The organism is Isoptericola sp. GX10416 (genome assembly GCF_056590155.1).
In genome coordinates, this window is record NZ_JBWPVO010000009.1 from 36,562 (window position 1) to 55,377 (window position 18,816).

The window sequence follows — 18,816 nt, forward strand, 5'->3', positions numbered from 1 at the left end:
AGGCACGGCATGCACACACCACTGGCCGAGATCACGGCTGCGAGCCTCGTGCTCAACCAGCAAGAACCTGCCGACCTGCTCGCGCCCGGCGGGCACGGGACGGCCCGGGGGAGCGGCGTCGACTTCGACATCAGGCGTGACCTCGGGCGCAAGGGCACCCGCACCCTGGACCGGGCAGCCGGGCTCGCGATGCACGCGGTGGGGCGCCTGCCCGGGATGGACGCCGGACCGGGGGACGAGACGCCGGACCTGCCCGACGTCGGCATCGTCCTCGCGACCACCATGGGCAGCATCCAGTCGACGATGGACTTCACGAGGGACTCGTTCACCGGCGTCCGCCCGTTCCACGTCGACCCGGCACGATTCCCCAACACGGTGATGAACTTCGCCGCCGGCCAGTGCGCCATCCGCTACCGGATCCAGGGCCCCAACGCGACGGTCACGACGGGGCACGTCGGCTCGTTCACCGCTCTCGCCTACGCCGTGCGGCTGCTGCACAGCGGCCATGCGCGGCGGATGATCGTCGGGGCGAGCGAGGAGCTGTCGACCGCCCGCGCCCGGCTCGAGCAGGTGTGGGGAGGGAGCACGACGCTCGGGGAGGGGGCCGCGGCCGTGCTCGTCGAGCCGCGAGGTGCCGGCGAGGAGCCGGTCGGCGAGATCCTCGGCCTGGACTCGGCACTGGCGATCGACCCGGAGTCGACCGAGTCCGTGCTGCACCAGCTCTTCGAGCGTGTCCTGGGCGGGTCGGAGCCGACCGCCGCGAACCGTCCCCACGTCCGCGTCGTCGCACCCGGCGATGCCGGCCCCGACTCCGCCGAGACGCGCGCCGCGGCACGCCTCCTCGGCGCGGAAGAGTTCCGGACGGTCTCCGTGGTCGACGCCGCCGCGCACACCGGTGACGTCGGCTCCGCGTCCGGGCTCGTGCAGCTCCAGGCGGCGCTCGCCGCCCTCCGGGCCGCCGGCGCGGACGCGCCGCAGGACTGTGCCCTGATCTCCGGCACCGACCGGGAGGGCGCCGTCCACGTCGCGCTCGTGCGCCTTCCGCAGGACGCACCGTGAGGGACCGGACCGTCGTGCTGACGTGCGGGACGGACGTCGAGCCCGGCACCGAGGCCGCGGCGGCTCGGGCGATGGCCGTGCGGGCCGTCCGCACCCTGACCGGCAGCCTGGCCCCGGTGCAGCTGCGCTCGCGGACGGGCCGTCGCCCGCTGGGCAGCCAGGCCGGCGAGCGCGTGTGGGTCTCGTGGGCGCACTCGCGGGCGGTCGTCGCGGCGGCGGCGTCGACCCGGCCCGTGGGGGTCGACGTCGAGACGTGCCGTCCGCTGCGGGAGCGCGAGGCCCTCGCCGAACGTCTGCGCATGGTCGGCCTCGGTGGCCCGGACGACGAGTCCTGCGCCGTCATCGAACGCTGGTGCGCCCTGGAGTCGGCGCTCAAGGCGCTCGGCGTGGGGTTCGCCCTGCCGTTGCGCCGGATCGCGTTCCGCGACGAGGTCCTGGAGCTCGACGGGCGGCCGACGGCGCTGCGGCGCACCGGGATCACCGCCGGTCTCGGGCCGGTCCACCACGCGTCGGTCGTGCACCAGCGCGCGCCCGCTGATCTTGTCCACGTCGTGGCGCGGTCCGCCGGACCGCTGCCCTTTCACCAGCTCGACGGCGCCCGCCCGGGCGTCTTCTCACCACCACCCCACCAGGAGGAAGTCATGGCGGCTGTGCTCGACAAGGAAGAGCTCCGGAATCTCGTCGCGGACACGATCGATCAGGACGTGGAGGACGTGACGGACGACGCGAGCTTCGTGGACGACCTCGACGTGGACTCGCTGATGGCGCTCGAGGTGACGATGGTGCTGGAGCGTCGGTACAAGGTGAAGCTCAAGGAGGAGAGGCTGCCCGAGGTCACCTCCCTGCAGGCCGCCTACGACCTGCTGAGCGACGAGCTGAAGACGGCCTCGTGACGGCCGGAGCTGCTCGGACCGCCGACCTGACGGCCGACGTCCGGCCCGCGGCCACCCGCCTCGCGGGCGCGCACCTGTCCTGCGAGGCCGCGGCGGGTCCCGGCACGGTCCGGTTCTCGGCCGTGCTGCCCGTGGGCACCCCGGCCCTGAGCGGCCACTACCCCGGCTATCCCATCGTCCCGGGGGTGTTCCTCGTGGAGATCGCGGCGGCGGCGGAGGCGCGCCACCGGGAGGTGCTCGAGCTGGGGGACCGGTGGGCCGGCGTGCGTTCGGTCCGGTTTCGGGAGCCCGTGTTCCCCGGCCAGCGGATCCTCCTCGAGCGCACCGAGCGGCGCGGCCTCCCGCGCTACACGCTGTCCCACGAGGACGGCGCCGTCATCGTCGTCGTCGACCTCGAGGTCAGGGGGCAGGGCCGGGAGCCGGAGCCGCTGGGCGCGGCGGTACCCGCCGTCGTGCCCTCTGCGGGCGCCGGTGAGCACCCGCGGCCGGAGCAGGTGCTGCCGCACCGCCCGCCCATGCTGCTGCTGGACCGCGTCGAGTCGGTCGAACCGACGGTCTCCCTCACGGCGACCTACACCGTGACGGCCGGGGCGGGCGGAGTGGTCGACGCGGGCGGTGCGGAGCAGCTCCCGTGGCCGCTCGTGCTCGAGTCGTGGGCGCAGGCGGCCGCCATGCTCACGACGTGGGACGACCCGACGCCGGACGTCCGGACCGGCTCCGTGCTGCTGTTCGGCGGAGCGCGCGACGTCCGGTTCGGCGCCGCTCCTCGACCGTCCGCGACGCTCGTGCACGAGGTGCGCCTGGTGGCCGACGCGGGCGGAGCGGCCGTGCTCGCCGGGAGCAGCCGGTGCGACGACCAGCACGTGCTCGAGGTCGGCCAGCTGACCATCGGACGCCGGCCGGCGTCCTCCTTGCCGGACCCTGACCAGACCCGACACCAGGAGGTGGATCGATGACCGACCCCGTTGCTCTCGTCACCGGAGGATCGCGCGGTATCGGCGCAGCCGTCGCCCTGCGGCTCGCTGCCGACGGCCACGACGTGGCGTTCACCTACGCCAGCCGGCACGAGGAGGCCGAGAAGATCGCCGCCGGTGTGGAGGCCGCCGGGCAGAGATGTCTCGCAGCGGCCGTGGACGCCACGTCCCTCGACCAGACCCAGGGCTTCGTCGATCGGGTCGAGACCGAGCTCGGCCCGATCGAGGCGCTCGTCTGCTCGGCCGGCATCACGCGGGACCGGCCGTTGGCGCTCATGTCGGAGGACGAGTGGGGGCAGGTGGTCGACATCAACCTCAACGGCACGTTCACGGCGTGCCGTTCCGTCGCGTACTCCTTCATGAAGCGCCGGCAGGGCGCGATCGTCCTGCTCAGCTCGGTGGCCGGCGTGTACGGCAACGCCGGCCAGACCAACTACTCGGCCAGCAAGGCGGGGATCATCGGCCTCGGCCGCTCGCTCTCCAAGGAGCTCGCACCCCGGGGGGTGCGGGTGAACGTCGTCGCACCGGGCTTCATCGAGACGGACATGACGGCGGTCCTGACCGAGAAGATGCGCGACCAGGTGCGCAAGAACATCCCCTCCGGGCGGTTCGGGACCGCGGACGAGGTGGCGGACACGACCGCCTTCCTGCTGTCCGACCGTGCGGCGTACATCACGGGACAGGTCCTCGGCGTCGACGGCGGGCTCTCGCTGTGAGCGCGGCCCCGAGCTGGTACCTGTCGCTGCGCAGCCCGTACAGCTGGCTCGCCGTGCGCCTCGCCGAACGGCACTGGCCGCGACTGTGGCAGGACGCCGAGCTGCGAGTCTTCTTCGAGCCGGGTGAGGCCATGGCCGACCAGGTGCGGGACCGCCGCCTGGAGTTCCCGTACGTCGCCATGTCGCGGGCCAAGCACCTCTACATCCTGCGGGACGTCCGGCGGTGCGCGGCCGGGCTGGGCCTCGCACCGACCTGGCCGGTGGACCGGGACCCCCGGTGGGAGGTCCCGAGCCTGCCGGTGGTCGCAGCCCTGCGGCAAGACCCAGCCCTGGGCCGAGCGTTCGCCGTCGACCTCACCGCCGCGCGCTGGGAACGGGCCGAGGACATCCTGGACCGGTCGGTCGTGGCAGGGTGCGCCCGGCGGGTGGGTCTGGACCCGGCCATCGCCGACGCCGCCGACGACCCGCAGGTGCGGTCGTGGGCGGGTGAGGAGCTGGAGCAGGTCCAACGGCACGGAGTCTTCGGCGTCCCGATGGTCGTCGTCGGGCGGGAGCCCTACTGGGGGATCGACCGGCTCGGTCTCGCCGCTGCCGCGCACGACGGCGTCGCCCCGCCCTCGGGTGCGGAGGCCTTCGCTGCCGGCGTCCGCGTGCCGGACCTCGGCGGCGACCACGCCGGGGGGTGCGGCTGATGGCATGGCCCCTGGCACGTCGTGTCGGCCGGACGATCGCGACGCGGCTCTACTCACCCCCGCGCCGGGGGCACCACCGCCGGCCGACGGACCTCGGGCTGGAGTTCTCGGAGTCGGTCCGGCGGACGGCCGACGGCGTCGACCTGCACCTGTGGGTGCTCGAACCGCCGACGCGGGCGAGCTCCGGGACTGCGATCGTCGGGCACGGGATCGGGCTGACGAAGTCCGCCAGCCTGCGCCAGGCGGCGCTGCTGCACGAGGCCGGCTACGGCGTCGTCATGTACGACCACCGCAACCACGGCCGGTCCGGCCGGGACGCCGTCCGACCGGGGATGGCCGACCGTTTCACCCTGGACATCCAGGCCGCGGCGACGTTCGCGAGCGAACGCTTCCAGGACGACGGGCCGGTGCTGGCGTACGGGTTCTCCTTCAGCTCGTTCCCGAGCGTCTACGCGTTGCGGGACACCGCGGGGATCGGCGCGGTGGTGTGCGACAGCGGCCCGGTCGCCGACATCGCGCACCTGCTCGGCGGGTTCGCCGAGGCCGGGGCGCTGCCTCTGCCACCGTGGTTGCTGGGCACGCCCTGGGGTCGTGAGGTCGTGGCGGCGTGCGCTGCTCGGGCGGTCGAGCTGCTCGACGCCGAGTGGCCGCCCCCCGCGTCCCAGGGCTCGCTCGACCGCACCCCGATGCTGTTCATCGTCGGGGCCGACGACGCGATGGTGTCGGCGGACCAGGTTCAGGCCGTGGCCGCCCTCTACGACCAGGCGCGCTGCGTGGTGCTCGACGGCGCCCACCTGGACTGCGTCAAACGGGACCCGGAGGCGTACCGCGCCACCTTGGAGGGGTTCCTCGAGTCGTGGGAACCGGCGAGATGACCGTCCTGGCGCCGTCCGACGTCGACCTCTTCAGCGACGCGGTCCTCCAGGACCCCTACCCGGTGCTGCGCGAGCTGCGCGGACTCGGCCCGGCGGTGCACCTGCCCCGGCACGACGTGTGGTTCGTCGGGCGGTACGTGGACGTGAAGGCGTGCCTGGCGGACCCGGGGACCTTCTCGGCACATCTCGGTGTCGGGGTCTCGACAGAGTTCAACCGGCTGTCGCAAGGCACGGCGATCCTCACCTCGGAGGGTGAGCGGCACAGGCTGCTGCGCGAGATCCTCATGCGCGACCTGAACACGCCGCGCCTGCGTGCCGTGCAGGGTCAGGTCGACGACGAGGCCGCAGGACTGGTGGCCGGCCTCGTGGCGCGAGGCCGGTTCGACGCGGTGACCGACCTCGCGCGGGTGTTCCCGCTCAGCGTCGTGTGCGCGTTCCTGGGTCTCCCGCTCCAGGACCGGGGAGAGGTCCTGCGGCTGGCCGACGCGGGGATCAACAGCTTCGGCCCGATCAACGAGCGCACCCTGCGAGCGTTCCCGCAGTATCACGAGCTCCTGCGCTACCTGTCGACCGTCGCCGTGCCCCCGTTCCTGCTGCCCGGCGGGGCCGGCGAGACGTTCTACGCCGCCGTCGACGCGGGCGAGATCGACCGGGCGACCGCAGCCGGTCTCGTCTCGACCTATCTGGTGGCAGGCATCGACACGACGATCAACTCGGTGAGCAACGCCCTCCACCGGCTCGGTGCACACCCGGAGCAGTGGCAGCTTCTGCGTGCGGACCCGGACCGGTGGGTCCCGAGGGCGGTGCGTGAGGTCCTTCGCCACGACCCGCCGGTGCAGATGATGACCAGGACGGTGGTGCGGGACGTGAAGATCGGTGCGGTGCACGTGCCTGCCGGCGACCGCGTCCTGCTCTCCTACGCGTCCGCCTGCCGTGACGAGAGAAAGTACGAGGACCCGGACCGGTTCGACATCGAACGGGACCCCCGGGACCACCTGGCGCTCGGGCACGGTGTGCACAACTGCGTGGGCAGCGGGCTGGCGCGCCTGGAGGCGCACGCGGTCCTGCGCGCGTTCGCCCGTCAGGTCGACACCTTCACCTGCGGCGCGCCGCGGCGTCACCTCAACAACGTGGTGCGCGGCCTCGACTCCCTCCCCGTGGAGATCACCGCCGTCGGACGCTCCGCCGCCTCACCGCCGGGAGACCGCGAGGGGGGTGTGCCATCCACGTTCGGCGGCCAGGAACCCGGCCTCGAAGCGGGAGCTTGCCCCGAGCTCGTCCATGAGCTGGCGGACGTAGCGGCGGAACGTCCGCAGGGACACGCCGAGCGTGCGTGCCGCGACGGCGTCGGTGTCCCCGGAGACGAGGAGCGCCAGCACCTGCCGGCGCTGATGCGCGGTGAGCCAGGCGGGCGGGGTGTCGGACGCGGCACCCTTGGGGGCGTAGCTCCGGCTCCAGTAGGCGAGGGCGAGCTGGGCGAAGGCGGAGCAGACGTGTGCCCCTTTCAGGACGACGCCGAGCTCGTCGGTGTCGACGGGACGCACGAGCGCGACCCGGCGGTCCACGACGAGCAGGGTGATCGACGGCGCGTGCATCGCGATCCGTACGTGGATGCCGCAGCGCCGCATGGTGTCCAGGGTCGCCACGGTGCTGGGGCGCTTGAGGTCGTGCGGACTCAGCAGGAGCGTCACGTGGACGCCGCGGGCGGCGGCCGACAGGAGCTCGCGGGCGATCGCGACACGCGACTCGGTGGCGGCCAGCGAGACGGTGGCCACCATGACGATCGATGACGTCGCGCCGGCGATCTCCTCGATCGCCAGCGCGTCCAGCTCCCGGACGCAGGTCGTCCGCAGCGGCGAGTCGTCGACGCGTGCGCAGGCGCGGTCGATCTCCTGCGACAGCTCGATCGTCTTCTGCCGCAGACGCCGGAGATCGTCGTCGTCCGAGATCACCGGAGGGGGCGCTGCGAGCGATTGATCCGTATTCATTATTCTCCCCGCGAGTGACTACATAACCCCAGATTCGCGCCTATCCGATTGGCATCAAGATTGTATCCTGCGATCGTGCGAACCATCCGAGGACGCTCCAACGATCCTGCGGCCAAACTTTCCCGCACCCCGTGGAGCTGGGGCGCCTCGGCAGCCGAGAGGGCGGACCGATATGCGTGCGACGGCCTGTCCGCCCCGCAGGACGTCCGGCTGCTCCGGGCCGTCTCGGTCGACGCGGCCCCGGAGGCGGTGTGGTCCTGGCTGGGCAACCTGCGGGTCGCTCCCTACAGCTATGACTGGGCGGACAACCTCGGACGCCGCAGCCCACGCCGGCTGCGGTCCGACCTGCCGCCGCTGGCGGTCGGTCAGCGGGTGATGACGATCTTCACCGCCGAGCACGTCGAACCCGGGTCGGATCTGTCGCTCCGCCTGCACCAGGGGCCCGGGCTGGCGCTGTTCGGCCAGGTCAGGGTCACGTACGCCGTCCGCCCGGACGGGGACGGCAGCCGGCTCGTCGCCGTGCTCCGGCTCGCCGGAGGCGGCGGCCCGCTGGGTTCGCTCCGCCGGACGCTGCTCGCGTGGGGAGATCTGCTGATGATGCGCAAGCAGCTGCTCACGCTGCGGGACCTGGCCGAGGGCCGGTGGGACCCGCACCGGCCCTCCCGTCGACGCTCGCGTCGTCGTCGCTGACCCGTCAGCGTGCCCGGCTCGGCGCCGGACACCGCGCGGACGCTCTGTGCCCGGTACGTGAAGTTCGCGCGGGAAGAGCCATTTCCGGGAGCGCTCCCGCCCTTTTGCGAAGTGGCAGCGGCCAGGGGGTCCGGAGGGTCGCCACAAATGTCGCATGATACGGCGGACATCCTCTCCCGTCGCGCGGCGATCCGCACGCGGAAGCCGGGCCGTCTCGTGCGATCCGCGACCGATCGTCGAAGTAGCCGTGCCAGGGCTGTGCCAGGCTGGTGGGCATGGCCGACCGCTTGCGCACCGCCACCTCCCCGTACCTGCGCCAGCACGCGGACAACCCCGTCGACTGGTGGCAGTGGGGCGAGGACGCCTTCGCCGAGGCCCGCCGACGCGGCGTGCCGGTGCTGCTCTCCGTCGGGTACGCCGCGTGCCACTGGTGCCACGTCATGGCGCACGAGTCCTTCGAGGACGACGGCGTCGCGCAGGTGATCAACGACGCGTTCGTACCGATCAAGGTGGACCGGGAGGAGCGCCCCGACGTCGACGCGGTCTACATGACCGCCACGCAGGCCATGACCGGCCAGGGCGGCTGGCCCATGACGGCGTTCCTCACCCCGGACGGCGAGGCGTTCCACTGCGGCACCTACTTCCCTCGCGAGCACTTCCTCGGGGTGCTCGGCGCGGTCCGCGACGCCTGGACCGACCGGCGTGACGCCGTCGTGCAGCACGGTTCCGCCGTGACGGAGGCGATCGCCCGGACGACCGGGCCGCTGCCGGGGGCGCCGCTGGACGACGAGGCGCTCGCCGGAGCGGTGTCCGCCGTCGCGCGCGACGCGGACCGGGTGCACGGCGGGTTCGGCGGGGCGCCGAAGTTCCCGCCCTCGATGACGCTCGAGCACCTGCTGCGCCACCACGCCCGCACCGGCGACGCCGCGGCGTCGGCCCTGGTCGAGCGCACGTGCGAGGCGATGGCGCGCGGCGGGATCTACGACCAGCTCGGCGGCGGGTTCGCGCGCTACTCCGTGGACGCGCGCTGGGTGGTGCCGCACTTCGAGAAGATGCTCTACGACAACGCCCAGCTGCTGCGCGTGTACGCGCACCTGTGTCGGGCGACCGGCGCGCCGCTCGCCGAGCGGGTGGTGCGCGAGACCGCGGAGTTCCTCCTGCGCGACCTGCGCACGCCCGAGGGCGGGTTCGCCTCCGCGCTCGACGCCGACACCGACGGGACCGAGGGCCTGACCTACGCCTGGACGCCCGCACAGCTCCGTGACGTGCTCGGGGACGACGACGGCACGCGGGCCGCCGAGGTCCTCGCGGTCACCGAGGCGGGGACCTTCGAGCACGGGTCCTCGACGTTGCAGCTGCCCGAGGATCCGGAGCCCGCGTGGTGGGGTCCGGTGCGTGCCCGGCTGCTGGCCGTCCGGGACGCGCGCCCTCAGCCCGCCCGCGACGACAAGGTCGTCACCGCGTGGAACGGCCTGGCGGTCGCGGCGCTGGCCGACGCGGGAGCACTGTTCGAGCGGGACGACTGGGTGGCCGCCGCACGCCGGTGCGCGGAGCTGCTGCTCGACCGGCACGTCGTCGACGGGCGGCTGCGGCGTGCCTCGCGGGACGGCGTCGTCGGCACGCCGGCCGGGGTGGCGGCCGACCACGGTGACCTCGCCGAGGGTCTGCTCGCGCTGCACCAGGCCACCGGCGAGGCCCGCTGGCTCACCGCCGCCGGTGACGTGCTCGACGTCGCGCTGGAGCACTTCGCCGACGCCTCCGGGCAGGGCGGCTTCTACGACGTGGCCGACGACGCGGAGCGGCTCGTGGTGCGCCCGCGCGATCCCAGCGACGGGCCCGAGCCGTCCGGGCAGTCGGCCCTCGCCGCGGCGCTCGTGACGTACGCGGCACTGACCGGTTCGGCGCGGCACCGCGGGGCTGCGGAGTCCGCCGTGGCTGCGTCCGGGGCGCTCGCCCGCCAGGCTCCGCGGTTCGCCGGCTGGGCGCTCGCCGCGGCCGAGGCCCTGGCCGCCGGGCCTCTGCAGGTCGCGGTGGTGGGCAGCGGCCCCGGTGCGGCCGACCTCGCGCGCACCGCACGTCGCACGCCCGCCGCGGGCGCCGTCGTCGTGCACGGACCGCCGGACGCCGACGGCGTGCCGCTGCTCGCGGACCGACCCCTCGTGGCCGGCGGGCCGGCCGCCTACGTGTGCCGCGGGTTCGTCTGCGACCGCCCCGTGACGACGACGGCGGAGCTGGCGGCCGCGCTCGGCACACCGGCCGGCACCGCGAGGTAGAGCCTCCGGTACTCCGGAAGAGCACCCCGCGCACTTCTCGACGACACGAGGCTCTACTTCGCGGAACCGTTGCCGGGGAGGGTCATGGCGCGCAGGTCCTCGAGAGTGCCGTCGAACACGTTCATGTCGATGTGCTCCTCCTCGCCCGCGTAGCCGTGCAGGGTGTCGCGGTCGGAGTACTGCCAGAACTCCCACTCCTGCCGGGGCACCTCCGGGGAGAGCACGACCGACCGGATCCACAAGGGGTAACGGTCGTACTCCGCGCCCAGGTAGACCTCTCGCATCTCCTGGGTCGTGTAGATGGTCGGCGGGGCGCCGTAGTGCGCCTCGAGCGCCTCGAGCATCGGGTCGAGGATGCCGCGCAGCTCGGTCACCGACGGGGGGTCCGCTGCGAAGTCGCCGTAGTACTCGACGTCCACGACCGGCGCCAGGGCACCCGTGGTCGCCGGCACCTGCCCGATCAGGTGCGCCGCCTGGTCCTCGCCCGGGCTCTCGAAGCTGAGGAAGTGGTAAGCGCCCACCAGGAGGTCCGTCTCCCGCGCGCCGGCCCAGTTCGCGGCGAACCGCTCGTCCACGTGGCTCGACCCCTCGGTCGCCTTGATGAACGCGAAGTCGAGGTCCTGACCGGCCAGCACCGGCCAGTCGATCTCACCCTGGTAGGCGGACACGTCCACCCCGCGGACGTCGTAGTCGTCCGTGGCGAGCCGGTTCGGCCACAGGACGCCCTCCCAGACCAGGGCGGCCACGACGGCGACCGCCAGTACGCCCGCGCCCAGGGCACCCAGGGCACCCAGGGCCCACCACCGGCGTCGTCCCCTGCGCTCGCTCACCGGTCGATCATGGCAGACGGTCCGACGGCGGCCGGCCCGGCGGGGCCGAGACCTCCGAGGCGCCGCGGGTGGCGGCGAGCGACCCCAGCAACCGCAGGGCCGCCGAGCTCGACCCGTCGTGGGCGTGGTAGACCACGAGCTGCTGACCGGGGCTCGAAGGGACGTCGAAGGTCTGCATCCGCAGCGTGAGCCCGCCGACGTCCGGGTGGTGGAACCGCTTGCTGCCGTGCCCCTTGCCGCGCGCGTCGTGGCGTGCCCACCGGTCGGCGAACTCGGTGCTCTGCGCGGTCACGGTGCGCAGCACCTCGCGGATCCGGGGGTCGTGGGGGAAGGCTCCGTGCAGGAGCCGGAAGCCCGCGACCGTCGAGCTCGCCACCTCGTCCCAGTCCGGGTAGAACGTGCGTGCCGCGGGATCGAGGAACACCGTGAGGACCAGGTTCACGCCGTCGTCGAAGCCGTCGAACAGCGCGCCGGCCAGGGCGTTGGTGGCCAGCACGTCGTAGGCGCGGCCGACGACGAGCGCGGGAGTGTCCGGCCACCGGTCCAGCAGGTCGGCCAGCCCGGCGTCGATCTGCTCGGGCAGCGTCACCCGCCCCGGTGCGGGGGCAAGACCGGCGATCCGGTACAGGTGCAGGCGGGCGTCGTCGTCGAGCTGCAGCACCTGGCTCAGCGCGTCCAGCACCTGCGCCGACGGATGGCGTTCCCGGCCCTGCTCGAGCCGGACGTAGTAGTCGACGCTCATCCCGGCCAGCATCGCGACCTCCTCGCGCCGCAGACCTGGCACGCGGCGCACCCCCACGACCGGCACCCCGGCCTCGCGGGGGGTCACGCGGGCGCGCCGGCCGCGGAGGAAGTCGCCGAGCGGTGTCGAGGCCATGGTCCCGATGCTAGGTCGCGGCGGACTCGCGAGGGAGGGTGCGCCGCTCCCAGGCGCGGGGCGGCCTTCCTCGGACCGCGACCCGGCGCGCAGGGTCGATGTCATGACACACAGCACTACACCCCGCACAGTCCTGGTCACCGGCGCGAGCAGCGGGATCGGCGAGGCGACCGCCCGCCGGCTCGCCGCCGAGGGCCATCACGTGATCCTGACCGCTCGCCGGGTCGACCGCCTCCGGGCCGCCGTCGGCGAGCTCCGCGACGCCGGACACAGTGCCGAGGCCCGCGAGCTCGACGTGAGCGACCGCGACGCGGTCACCGCCGTGGTGGACGCCGTCGTGGCGGAGCACGGGCGCCTCGACGTGCTCGTCGGCAACGCCGGCGTCATGCTGCTCTCCCGGCTCGACGCCCTGCTGGTCGACGAGTGGGACCGCATGCTCGACGTCAACCTCCGCGGCCTGCTCCACGGCATCGCGGCCGTCCTGCCGCACTTCCGCGCGCAGGGCGGCGGCCACGTCGTGACCGTGGCGTCGATCGGCGCCCACGAGGTCGTCCCGACGTCGGCCGTCTACTCCGCCACCAAGTACGCCGCCTGGGCGCTCACCGAGGGCCTGCGCCAGGAGTCCGACCCGAGCATCCGGGTGACGACGATCTCGCCCGGCGTCGTGGAGAGCGAGCTGGCGGGCCACATCACCGACCCGACCGCGTCGGCCGCCATGGAGGCCTACCGCGCGGCCAGCATCCCGCCGGACGCCGTGGCCCGCGCCGTCGGCTTCGCGATCGAGCAACCGGCCGACGTGGACGTCAACGAGATCGTCGTGCGGCCCGCGGCGCAGCGCTGAGCAGCACCGAGCAGCACCGATCCGCGGGAACCCGGACGGCGGGCGAGGCGTTGGACCGGACGACCCCGCCCGTCCCGGAAGGACCCCCGCATGCCCGCGCCCGACACCCTCACCCCCGCGGACCGCACCGCCACGGCACGACCCGGCGCCAAGCCGCAGCTCTCCGGGCTCGGCCGGCTCTACGCCGTCGTCGCCTGGATCGAGGCCTTCACCTGGGCCGGCCTGATCGTCGGGATGGTCCTCAAGTACGTCACGGAGACCACCGAGGCGGGGGTGTGGCTGTTCGGGCGGCTGCACGGCGGGGCGTTCGTGGCCTACGTCGTCGTCGCGCTGATCGTCGCCCTCAAGCACCGCTGGGGGCTGTGGCGCACGTTCGTGGCGCTCGCGGCCGCCGTCCCGCCGCTCACCACGGTGGTCGTCGAGTGGTGGCTGCGGCGCACCGGGCACCTCTCGGAGCCGGCGCAGATCCCCGGGTCCCCGGAGCGTCGCCCGTAGTTTCCCCGATCGTTACCCGCCCGGTGCCCGCGCGGGGGCGGCGCTGGCTAGTGTGATTTCATCCATCTCGATCAGTGGGAGAAATCACACATGCACACCATGCGCAAGCAGGTGGCCGGAGCCACGACGCTCGGCCTCGCGCTCGCGGGTGTCGCCACCGTCGGCGCGCTGCCAGCCCAGGCCGCCGACCCTGTCGACATCCAGATCCTTGCCACGAACGACTTCCACGGCCGCATCCTCGAGGACACGTTCGGCGGCTCCGCCGGTGCGGCGGTGCTCGCCGGCGCGGTGCAGGAGCTGCGCGGGGAGAATCCGAACACGGTCTTCGCGGCGGCGGGCGACCTCATCGGCGCCTCGACGTTCGAGTCGTTCATCCAGCAGGACAAGCCGACCATCGACGCCCTCAACGCCGCGGGCCTCGACGTCTCGGCGGTCGGCAACCACGAGCTCGACGGCGGGTACCACGACCTGGTCGACCGCGTCCTCGGCGACTTCGACCCCGAGACCAACCCGTTCGGCGGTGCCGAGTGGGAGTACGTCGCCGCGAACCTCAAGATGCGGGCCACCGGCGACGACGCCGTCCCCGCCTCGTACATCTCGACCCAGGACGGCGTCGAGATCGGCTTCGTCGGCGCCGTGACCGAGGACCTGCCGTTCCTCGTCAGCCCCGCCGGCATCGAGGACATCGAGGTCACCGACATCGTCGAGGCGGCGAACGCCGAGGCGGACGCCCTGCGCGCGGAGGGTGTCGACGTCGTCGTCGTGCTCGTCCACGAGGGCGCCACGTCGAACGACTGCGCGAGCGTGACCGACGGCGCGTTCGGCGACGTCGTCACCAGGCTCGACGGCGACGTCGATGCGATCGTCTCGGGCCACACCCACCTCGAGTACGACTGCCGGGTCCCCGTCGCCGACTGGGCCGGGCGGGCCGTGACGGAGCGGCCCGTCGTCTCCGCCGGGCAGTACGGCGTGAACCTCAACCAGCTCGTCTACACCGTCGACCCGGGCACGGGCGAGATCCTCGGCCTGGAGACCGACGTGCTGCCGCTGCTCGGCAACTACCCGGCCGACCCCGAGGTGCAGCAGATCGTCGACGAGGCCGAGGACGTCGCCGCCGAGCTCGGTGCCGAGCCGCTCGGCGAGGTCTCCGGCGTCCACCACCGCGCGCAGCGCTGGGGCGTCGACGCCGAGACCGGCGAGGACGTCCTCGTCGAGAACCGTGGCGGCGAGTCCACCCTGGGCAACCTCGTCGCCGAGGTGCAGCGCTGGGCCACCGCGACCGAGGAGGCCGGTTCCGCGGAGATCGCGTTCATGAACCCGGGCGGCCTGCGGGCCGACCTGACCGGTGACCCGGAGGCGGAGCTGCCGCGCACCCTGACCTACCAGCAGGCCGCCGTGGTGCAGCCGTTCGCCAACACGCTGGTCAACATGCGGCTCACGGGCGAGCAGGTCAAGACGGCGCTCGAGCAGCAGTGGCAGCGCGACGCCTCCGGCGACGTCCCGTCGCGGCCGTTCCTGCGGCTCGGGGCCTCCGAGGGCTTCACCTACACCTACGACCCGGCGCTCGCGGAGGGCGACCGGATCACGGGGATGTGGCTCGACGGCGAGGCGATCGACCTCGATGCCTCCTACTCGGTGACGGTGAACTCGTTCCTGGCCACCGGCGGGGACAACTTCCACGTCTTCGCCGACGGCGCCGACGCGCGGGACACCGGCAAGGTCGACCTGACGGCGTTCGTCGACTACATGGCGGAGCACGCCGTGGACGAGCCGCTCGGGGTCGACCCGAGCCAGCGCGCCGTCGGGGTGTCGTTCAGCGTGAACGAGGCGCTCGAGGCCGGTGCGCCGACGGCGTTCGAGGTGTCGTCCTGGTCCATGTCCGCCCCGGCCGACGTCACGGACGACGAGCTGGTCGTCGAGCTCGACGGGCAGGAGCTCGGCCGGTTCGCCGTCGACAGCACCGTGGGCACCGAGCCGTTCGACGAGGTCGGGACCGCGTCGGTCGAGCTCACCCTGCCCGACGGGCAGGCCGGCACGCTGACGCTGGTCGGTGCGGCCACGGGCACCGAGGTCGTCGTCGGGGAGGTGGAGGCCTCGGGCCCGCCGGAGTGGGTGCGCGGCGAGGTCTACACCGCGGGCGACCAGGTCACCTACGACGGTGCGGTCCACGAGGCCATGTGGTGGACCACGGAGACCCCGGGGGCCTCGCCGTGGGGCTCGTGGCAGGAGATCGCGACGATGGCGGACGGCACGGCGGTGTGGACGCCCTCGCGGGTCTTCACCGCCGGTGACGTCGTCGAGCACGACGGCGCCACCTTCGAGGCGCAGTGGTGGACGCGGAACCAGGAGCCCGGCGACTCGCCGTGGGGCCCCTGGCGCCTCACCGACTGATTCCGGACCGGGCGCCCGGCAGCCTTCCTCGACCGGCCAGGTGGGGGGAGGGGCCGGGCGCCCGTTCAGTCCCAGTCGCAGGCGGCGCTGACGTAGTCGAAGAACGCTGCCCGAGCCTCCTCGGGCAGCGGGAGGTAGACCGGCGGCTGCGCGACGCCGTCCACGGTGGTCAGGACCGGTGTGAACGTGCCGCGCTTGTCCTCGGCCACGGCGTGCGGGTCGCACCGCTGCGGGACGACGTCGAGGACCACGTCGCCGGCGCCGTCCGGCTCCACGGCGTCGCCCGTCCACGCCTCCGAACCGTCGGCCGGGGCCATGAGCGTGGTGCCCGTGATCCGCTCCACCGCGACCCGCGGGCCGCCGGGTACCGGCTCGACCCGGACGCGCAGCAGGAGCACCAGCTCGCCGCCGCGCCGCTCGGTCGCCAGGTCCGGCAGCACGCTCAGCGACGCCCCGGACGCCACGAGCCGCCGGGCGCACTCCTGGGTGTGGACGGCGGCGAGGCGCCCGTGCGGGTCCGTCGCGGTCAGCGCCACCTCCCTCGGCGGTCCCGACGCAGCGGCCTCACCGAGCGCGACCGTCATGCGCACCGGCACGGTGCCCTCGCCGTCGTCCCCGGGGGGGCCCGACGCCGGTGGTGCGGACGCGCAGTCCACGTCGCCGAGGGTGATCCGGACGTCCCGCGCCGCCCCCGGCCGCAGCGTCGCGGGCTGCTGGGCGCCGTCCGGGCCGCTCGGCCCGAACCCGTCGGCCCCCATGCTCCCGGACAGGAGCGTCAGCGTCGCGGCCGAGCCGTTGGTCACGTGCAGCTTGGCGGTGCCCTCGGCGTACTGGGTGCGATCCTGGCGGACCTCGACCCGCAGGCTCGAGGTGACGTCGTCGGGCACGGTCGCGGTGGTCGCCGGGGCCGACGGCGTCCTCGACGGAGCGTCCGGCGGCTCGCCCGCCGAGCCGCATGCCGAGACCGCCACGACCACGACGGACGTGGCCAGCACCCTGGCGGCGCGGCCGCGACGACCGACCGTCACACCGACCCCGCGTCGGCACGGGCCGGGCGGTCGATCACCCGGGACATGACGATCGCCGTGCGGGTCTTGTCGACGCGCGCGCCGACCCGGAACGACTCGACGATGCGTTCCACGTCCGCCATGGAGTCCGCCATGATCTGCACCAGCGCGTCGGCCTCGCCGGTGACGGTGTCCACGCGGACCACCTCGGGGATCGGGCCGAAGTCGCGCTCCAGGGCGGCGGGGGAGATGTTGCCGCGGCAGAAGATCTCGACGTACGCCTCGATGCGCCAGCCGAGCTGCTCCGGCGAGACGCGGACGGTGAACCCGGAGATCTCCCCGCGCGCCTGCATGCGGTCGACGCGCCGCTTCACGGCGGGCGCGGAGAGCCCCACGGTCTCGCCGATCTCCGCGTAGGACGCCCGCCCGTCGCGCAGCAGGTGTCCCACGATCCGGCGGTTGGTCTCGTCCACGGTGCATTCTCCACTCGTCGGCGGCGATTCGTTGCGTCAAGGGTAGCGAATCATGCAGGAGGGGCATCCCAGGCGCATGATTCAGTACGTCGGGGGCAACGCCGCACCCCCTACGGTCACCGCATGACGTTGATCACACCGCCCGTCGCGCCTCCGGAGCCCGGCACGGCGACGCACACCGCCCGAGACCGCACCGCGACCCCGCGCCACTTCCTCATGTGCCCGCCCTTGCACTTCGACGTCGTCTACGCGATCAACCCGTGGATGGACGTCACCGTGCCGGTCGACGCCGGCCACGCCGTCGTCCAGTGGCAGGCGCTCAAGGCGGCGTACGAGTCGCGCGGGCACACGGTCGACGTCATCTCGCCCGAGCCCGGCCTGCCCGACATGGTCTACGCGGCCAACGGCGGCGTCGTCGTCGGCGGCAAGGCGCTCGCCGCGCGCTTCACGTTCCCGGAACGCCAGCCCGAGGGCGCCGCCTACGAGGCGTGGCTGCGCGAGTCCGGCCCCGCCCGCGGCCTGACCAGCCTCGGCCAGGCGGCCGAGCGCAACGAGGGCGAGGGCGACCTGCTGTGGGACGGCCAGGTCATGCTCGCCGGCACCGGCTTCCGCACCACCCGCGCCGCGCACGCCGAGGTCGCCGAGCGGCTCGGCGTCGACGTCCTCACGCTCGAGCTCGTCGACCCGCGCTTCTACCACCTCGACACGGCCCTCGCCGTGCTCAGCACCGGCGGGCCCGACGGCGGCACGCGCGCCGAGATCGCCTACTTCCCCGAGGCCTTCACCCCGGAGTCCCGGGCGACGCTGCGCGAGCGGTACCCGGACGCCGTCGAGGCCACCGAGGCCGACGCCGCCGTGCTCGGCCTCAACGCGGTGAGCGACGGCCGCCACGTCTTCCTCACCGACCGCGCCACCGGGATGCGCGCCGCCCTGCGCGACCGAGGCTTCGAGCCCGTCGGCATCGACCTGTCCGAGCTGCTCAAGGGTGGCGGCTCGGTCAAGTGCTGCACCCTCGAGCTGCGGCCCGACCCGGCCCGTGGCACCACGCCCGCCGCACCCGTCGTGAAGGAGGCCCGAGCATGACCACCGTCGACCTGCTGGACGTCCCCGCCGCCGCCCGCTGGATCGCCGCCCGCGGCCCCGAACGGATCATCGCCGAGCTGACCGACGCCCTCGCGGCCGACTTCCGCCGCTGGCCCGAGCTCGACAAGCGCCCCCGCGTCGCCTCGCACTCCGACGAGGGCGTCATCGAGCTCATGCCCACCTCCGACGGCGTCACCTACGGCTTCAAGTACGTCAACGGCCACCCGGTGAACCCGCTGCGAGGCTTCCAGACCGTCACCGCGTTCGGCGTGCTCGCCGACGTGCACAACGGGTACCCGACGTTCCTCGCGGAGATGACGCTGCTCACCGCGCTGCGGACCGCCGCCACCTCCGCGCTCGCGGCGCGCGCCCTCGCGCGGCCCGACTCGCGCACGCTCGCCCTGATCGGCACCGGCACGCAGGCGGAGTTCCAGGCGCTCGGCATGCGAGCCGCCCTGGGGATCACCCACGTACGCGCGTGGGACGTCGACCCCGCAGCGCGCGAGAAGCTGGTCCGCAACGCCCGCAGCCTCGACTTCGAGGTGCACGAGGCCACCAGCGGCGCCGACGCCGTCCGGGGCGCCGACGTCGTCACCACCTGCACCGCCGACAAGCGCAACGCCACCGTGCTGACCCTCGACATGCTCGCGGACGCCGCC

19 protein-coding genes are annotated in these 18,816 nt (G+C 73.7%); 15 read left to right on the forward strand and 4 right to left on the reverse strand.

Annotated features, from left to right (window positions below; all coding sequences use genetic code 11):
* Window positions 1-9 precede the first annotated feature (9 nt).
* The 10 genes from ACWAT2_RS13445 (at window position 10) to ACWAT2_RS13490 (ending at window position 10,160) form a co-directional block, all read left to right on the forward strand.
* The gene (locus tag ACWAT2_RS13445; protein WP_402376672.1) at window positions 10-1,059 is read left to right on the forward strand and encodes a beta-ketoacyl synthase N-terminal-like domain-containing protein; all 1,050 of its coding nucleotides are present in this window, start codon (window positions 10-12) and stop codon (window positions 1,057-1,059) included.
* Window positions 1,056-1,952, forward strand: a complete 897-nt coding sequence (locus ACWAT2_RS13450; protein WP_402376671.1) for a phosphopantetheine-binding protein — start codon at window positions 1,056-1,058, stop codon at window positions 1,950-1,952. The genes ACWAT2_RS13445 and ACWAT2_RS13450 overlap by 4 nt, the downstream gene beginning before the upstream one ends.
* On the forward strand, window positions 1,949-2,908 hold the full coding sequence (locus ACWAT2_RS13455; RefSeq protein ID WP_402376668.1) for an ApeP family dehydratase: 960 nt from the start codon (window positions 1,949-1,951) through the stop codon (window positions 2,906-2,908). Before ACWAT2_RS13450 ends, ACWAT2_RS13455 begins: the two co-directional genes overlap by 4 nt.
* On the forward strand, window positions 2,905-3,642 hold the full coding sequence (gene fabG / locus ACWAT2_RS13460; protein WP_402376665.1) for a 3-oxoacyl-[acyl-carrier-protein] reductase: 738 nt from the start codon (window positions 2,905-2,907) through the stop codon (window positions 3,640-3,642). Before ACWAT2_RS13455 ends, fabG begins: the two co-directional genes overlap by 4 nt.
* On the forward strand, window positions 3,639-4,334 hold the full coding sequence (locus ACWAT2_RS13465) for a DsbA family protein (protein WP_402376662.1): 696 nt from the start codon (window positions 3,639-3,641) through the stop codon (window positions 4,332-4,334). Before fabG ends, ACWAT2_RS13465 begins: the two co-directional genes overlap by 4 nt.
* On the forward strand, window positions 4,334-5,209 hold the full coding sequence (locus ACWAT2_RS13470; RefSeq protein WP_402376660.1) for an alpha/beta hydrolase: 876 nt from the start codon (window positions 4,334-4,336) through the stop codon (window positions 5,207-5,209). The genes ACWAT2_RS13465 and ACWAT2_RS13470 overlap by 1 nt, the downstream gene beginning before the upstream one ends.
* A complete protein-coding gene (locus ACWAT2_RS13475) occupies window positions 5,191-6,999 on the forward strand; it encodes a cytochrome P450 (RefSeq protein ID WP_402376657.1) in 1,809 nt (602 codons plus the stop codon). The genes ACWAT2_RS13470 and ACWAT2_RS13475 overlap by 19 nt, the downstream gene beginning before the upstream one ends.
* On the forward strand, window positions 6,986-7,186 hold the full coding sequence (locus ACWAT2_RS13480) for a hypothetical protein (protein WP_402376654.1): 201 nt from the start codon (window positions 6,986-6,988) through the stop codon (window positions 7,184-7,186). Before ACWAT2_RS13475 ends, ACWAT2_RS13480 begins: the two co-directional genes overlap by 14 nt.
* Before the next feature lie 86 nt (window positions 7,187-7,272).
* Entirely contained in the window at window positions 7,273-7,887 is a 615-nt protein-coding gene (locus tag ACWAT2_RS13485; protein WP_402376651.1) for an SRPBCC family protein, read from the forward strand.
* Window positions 7,888-8,162: 275 nt separating this feature from the next.
* A complete protein-coding gene (locus tag ACWAT2_RS13490; RefSeq protein WP_402376648.1) occupies window positions 8,163-10,160 on the forward strand; it encodes a thioredoxin domain-containing protein in 1,998 nt (665 codons plus the stop codon).
* Window positions 10,161-10,213: 53 nt separating this feature from the next.
* On the opposite strand, the gene ACWAT2_RS13495 is transcribed toward ACWAT2_RS13490, so the two are convergent.
* Together ACWAT2_RS13495 and ACWAT2_RS13500 are read right to left on the reverse strand one after the other, a co-directional pair.
* A complete protein-coding gene (locus ACWAT2_RS13495; RefSeq protein ID WP_402376646.1) occupies window positions 10,214-10,990 on the reverse strand; it encodes a GH25 family lysozyme in 777 nt (258 codons plus the stop codon).
* 7 nt (window positions 10,991-10,997) lie between these two features.
* Window positions 10,998-11,867 (reverse strand): helix-turn-helix transcriptional regulator, encoded by an 870-nt coding sequence (locus tag ACWAT2_RS13500; RefSeq protein ID WP_402376643.1) that lies wholly within the window; start codon window positions 11,865-11,867, stop codon window positions 10,998-11,000.
* A gap of 103 nt (window positions 11,868-11,970) precedes the next feature.
* Here ACWAT2_RS13500 and ACWAT2_RS13505 point away from each other — a divergent pair, with 103 nt between their 5' ends.
* The 3 genes from ACWAT2_RS13505 to ACWAT2_RS13515 all read left to right on the forward strand — a co-directional run bounded on the left by ACWAT2_RS13505 (window position 11,971) and on the right by ACWAT2_RS13515 (window position 15,594).
* Window positions 11,971-12,708: an SDR family oxidoreductase gene (locus ACWAT2_RS13505; RefSeq protein ID WP_402376640.1), complete on the forward strand. Its 738-nt coding sequence runs from the start codon at window positions 11,971-11,973 to the stop codon at window positions 12,706-12,708.
* Between the two features lie 90 nt (window positions 12,709-12,798).
* Window positions 12,799-13,203, forward strand: coding sequence for a DUF3817 domain-containing protein (locus tag ACWAT2_RS13510; RefSeq protein WP_402376637.1), 405 nt, complete (start codon window positions 12,799-12,801; stop codon window positions 13,201-13,203).
* 90 nt (window positions 13,204-13,293) lie between these two features.
* Window positions 13,294-15,594, forward strand: a complete 2,301-nt coding sequence (locus ACWAT2_RS13515; protein ID WP_402376636.1) for a 5'-nucleotidase C-terminal domain-containing protein — start codon at window positions 13,294-13,296, stop codon at window positions 15,592-15,594.
* 65 nt (window positions 15,595-15,659) lie between these two features.
* Here ACWAT2_RS13515 and ACWAT2_RS13520 read toward each other — a convergent pair whose 3' ends face one another.
* Window positions 15,660-16,622, reverse strand: a complete 963-nt coding sequence (locus tag ACWAT2_RS13520; RefSeq protein ID WP_402376633.1) for a hypothetical protein — start codon at window positions 16,620-16,622, stop codon at window positions 15,660-15,662.
* Window positions 16,619-17,074, reverse strand: coding sequence for an Lrp/AsnC family transcriptional regulator (locus ACWAT2_RS13525; protein ID WP_402376631.1), 456 nt, complete (start codon window positions 17,072-17,074; stop codon window positions 16,619-16,621). The genes ACWAT2_RS13520 and ACWAT2_RS13525 overlap by 4 nt, the downstream gene beginning before the upstream one ends.
* Window positions 17,075-17,197: 123 nt before the next feature.
* On the opposite strand from ACWAT2_RS13525, the gene ddaH reads away from it, so the two are divergent.
* Both ddaH and ACWAT2_RS13535 read left to right on the forward strand, forming a co-directional pair.
* Complete coding sequence (gene ddaH / locus ACWAT2_RS13530; RefSeq protein WP_402376629.1) at window positions 17,198-18,157, forward strand: dimethylargininase; 960 nt, start codon at window positions 17,198-17,200, stop codon at window positions 18,155-18,157.
* The coding region (locus tag ACWAT2_RS13535) for a Rossmann-fold NAD(P)-binding domain-containing protein (RefSeq protein WP_480048915.1) at window positions 18,154-18,816 on the forward strand (663 nt) is incomplete at its 3' end. The genes ddaH and ACWAT2_RS13535, both read left to right, overlap by 4 nt.

Coding starts and splice junctions, on each gene's coding strand:
- ACWAT2_RS13490 (WP_402376648.1), top strand. CDS start 8,163: ATGGCCGACCGCTTGCGCACCGCCACCTCCCCGTACCTGCGCCAGCAC.
- ACWAT2_RS13510 (WP_402376637.1), top strand. CDS start 12,799: ATGCCCGCGCCCGACACCCTCACCCCCGCGGACCGCACCGCCACGGCA.
- ACWAT2_RS13480 (WP_402376654.1), top strand. CDS start 6,986: ATGACGATCGATGACGTCGCGCCGGCGATCTCCTCGATCGCCAGCGCG.
- ACWAT2_RS13445 (WP_402376672.1), top strand. CDS start 10: ATGCACACACCACTGGCCGAGATCACGGCTGCGAGCCTCGTGCTCAAC.
- ddaH (WP_402376629.1), top strand. CDS start 17,198: ATGACGTTGATCACACCGCCCGTCGCGCCTCCGGAGCCCGGCACGGCG.
- ACWAT2_RS13505 (WP_402376640.1), top strand. CDS start 11,971: ATGACACACAGCACTACACCCCGCACAGTCCTGGTCACCGGCGCGAGC.
- fabG (WP_402376665.1), top strand. CDS start 2,905: ATGACCGACCCCGTTGCTCTCGTCACCGGAGGATCGCGCGGTATCGGC.
- ACWAT2_RS13500 (WP_402376643.1), bottom strand. CDS start 11,867: ATGGCCTCGACACCGCTCGGCGACTTCCTCCGCGGCCGGCGCGCCCGC.
- ACWAT2_RS13515 (WP_402376636.1), top strand. CDS start 13,294: ATGCACACCATGCGCAAGCAGGTGGCCGGAGCCACGACGCTCGGCCTC.
- ACWAT2_RS13470 (WP_402376660.1), top strand. CDS start 4,334: ATGGCATGGCCCCTGGCACGTCGTGTCGGCCGGACGATCGCGACGCGG.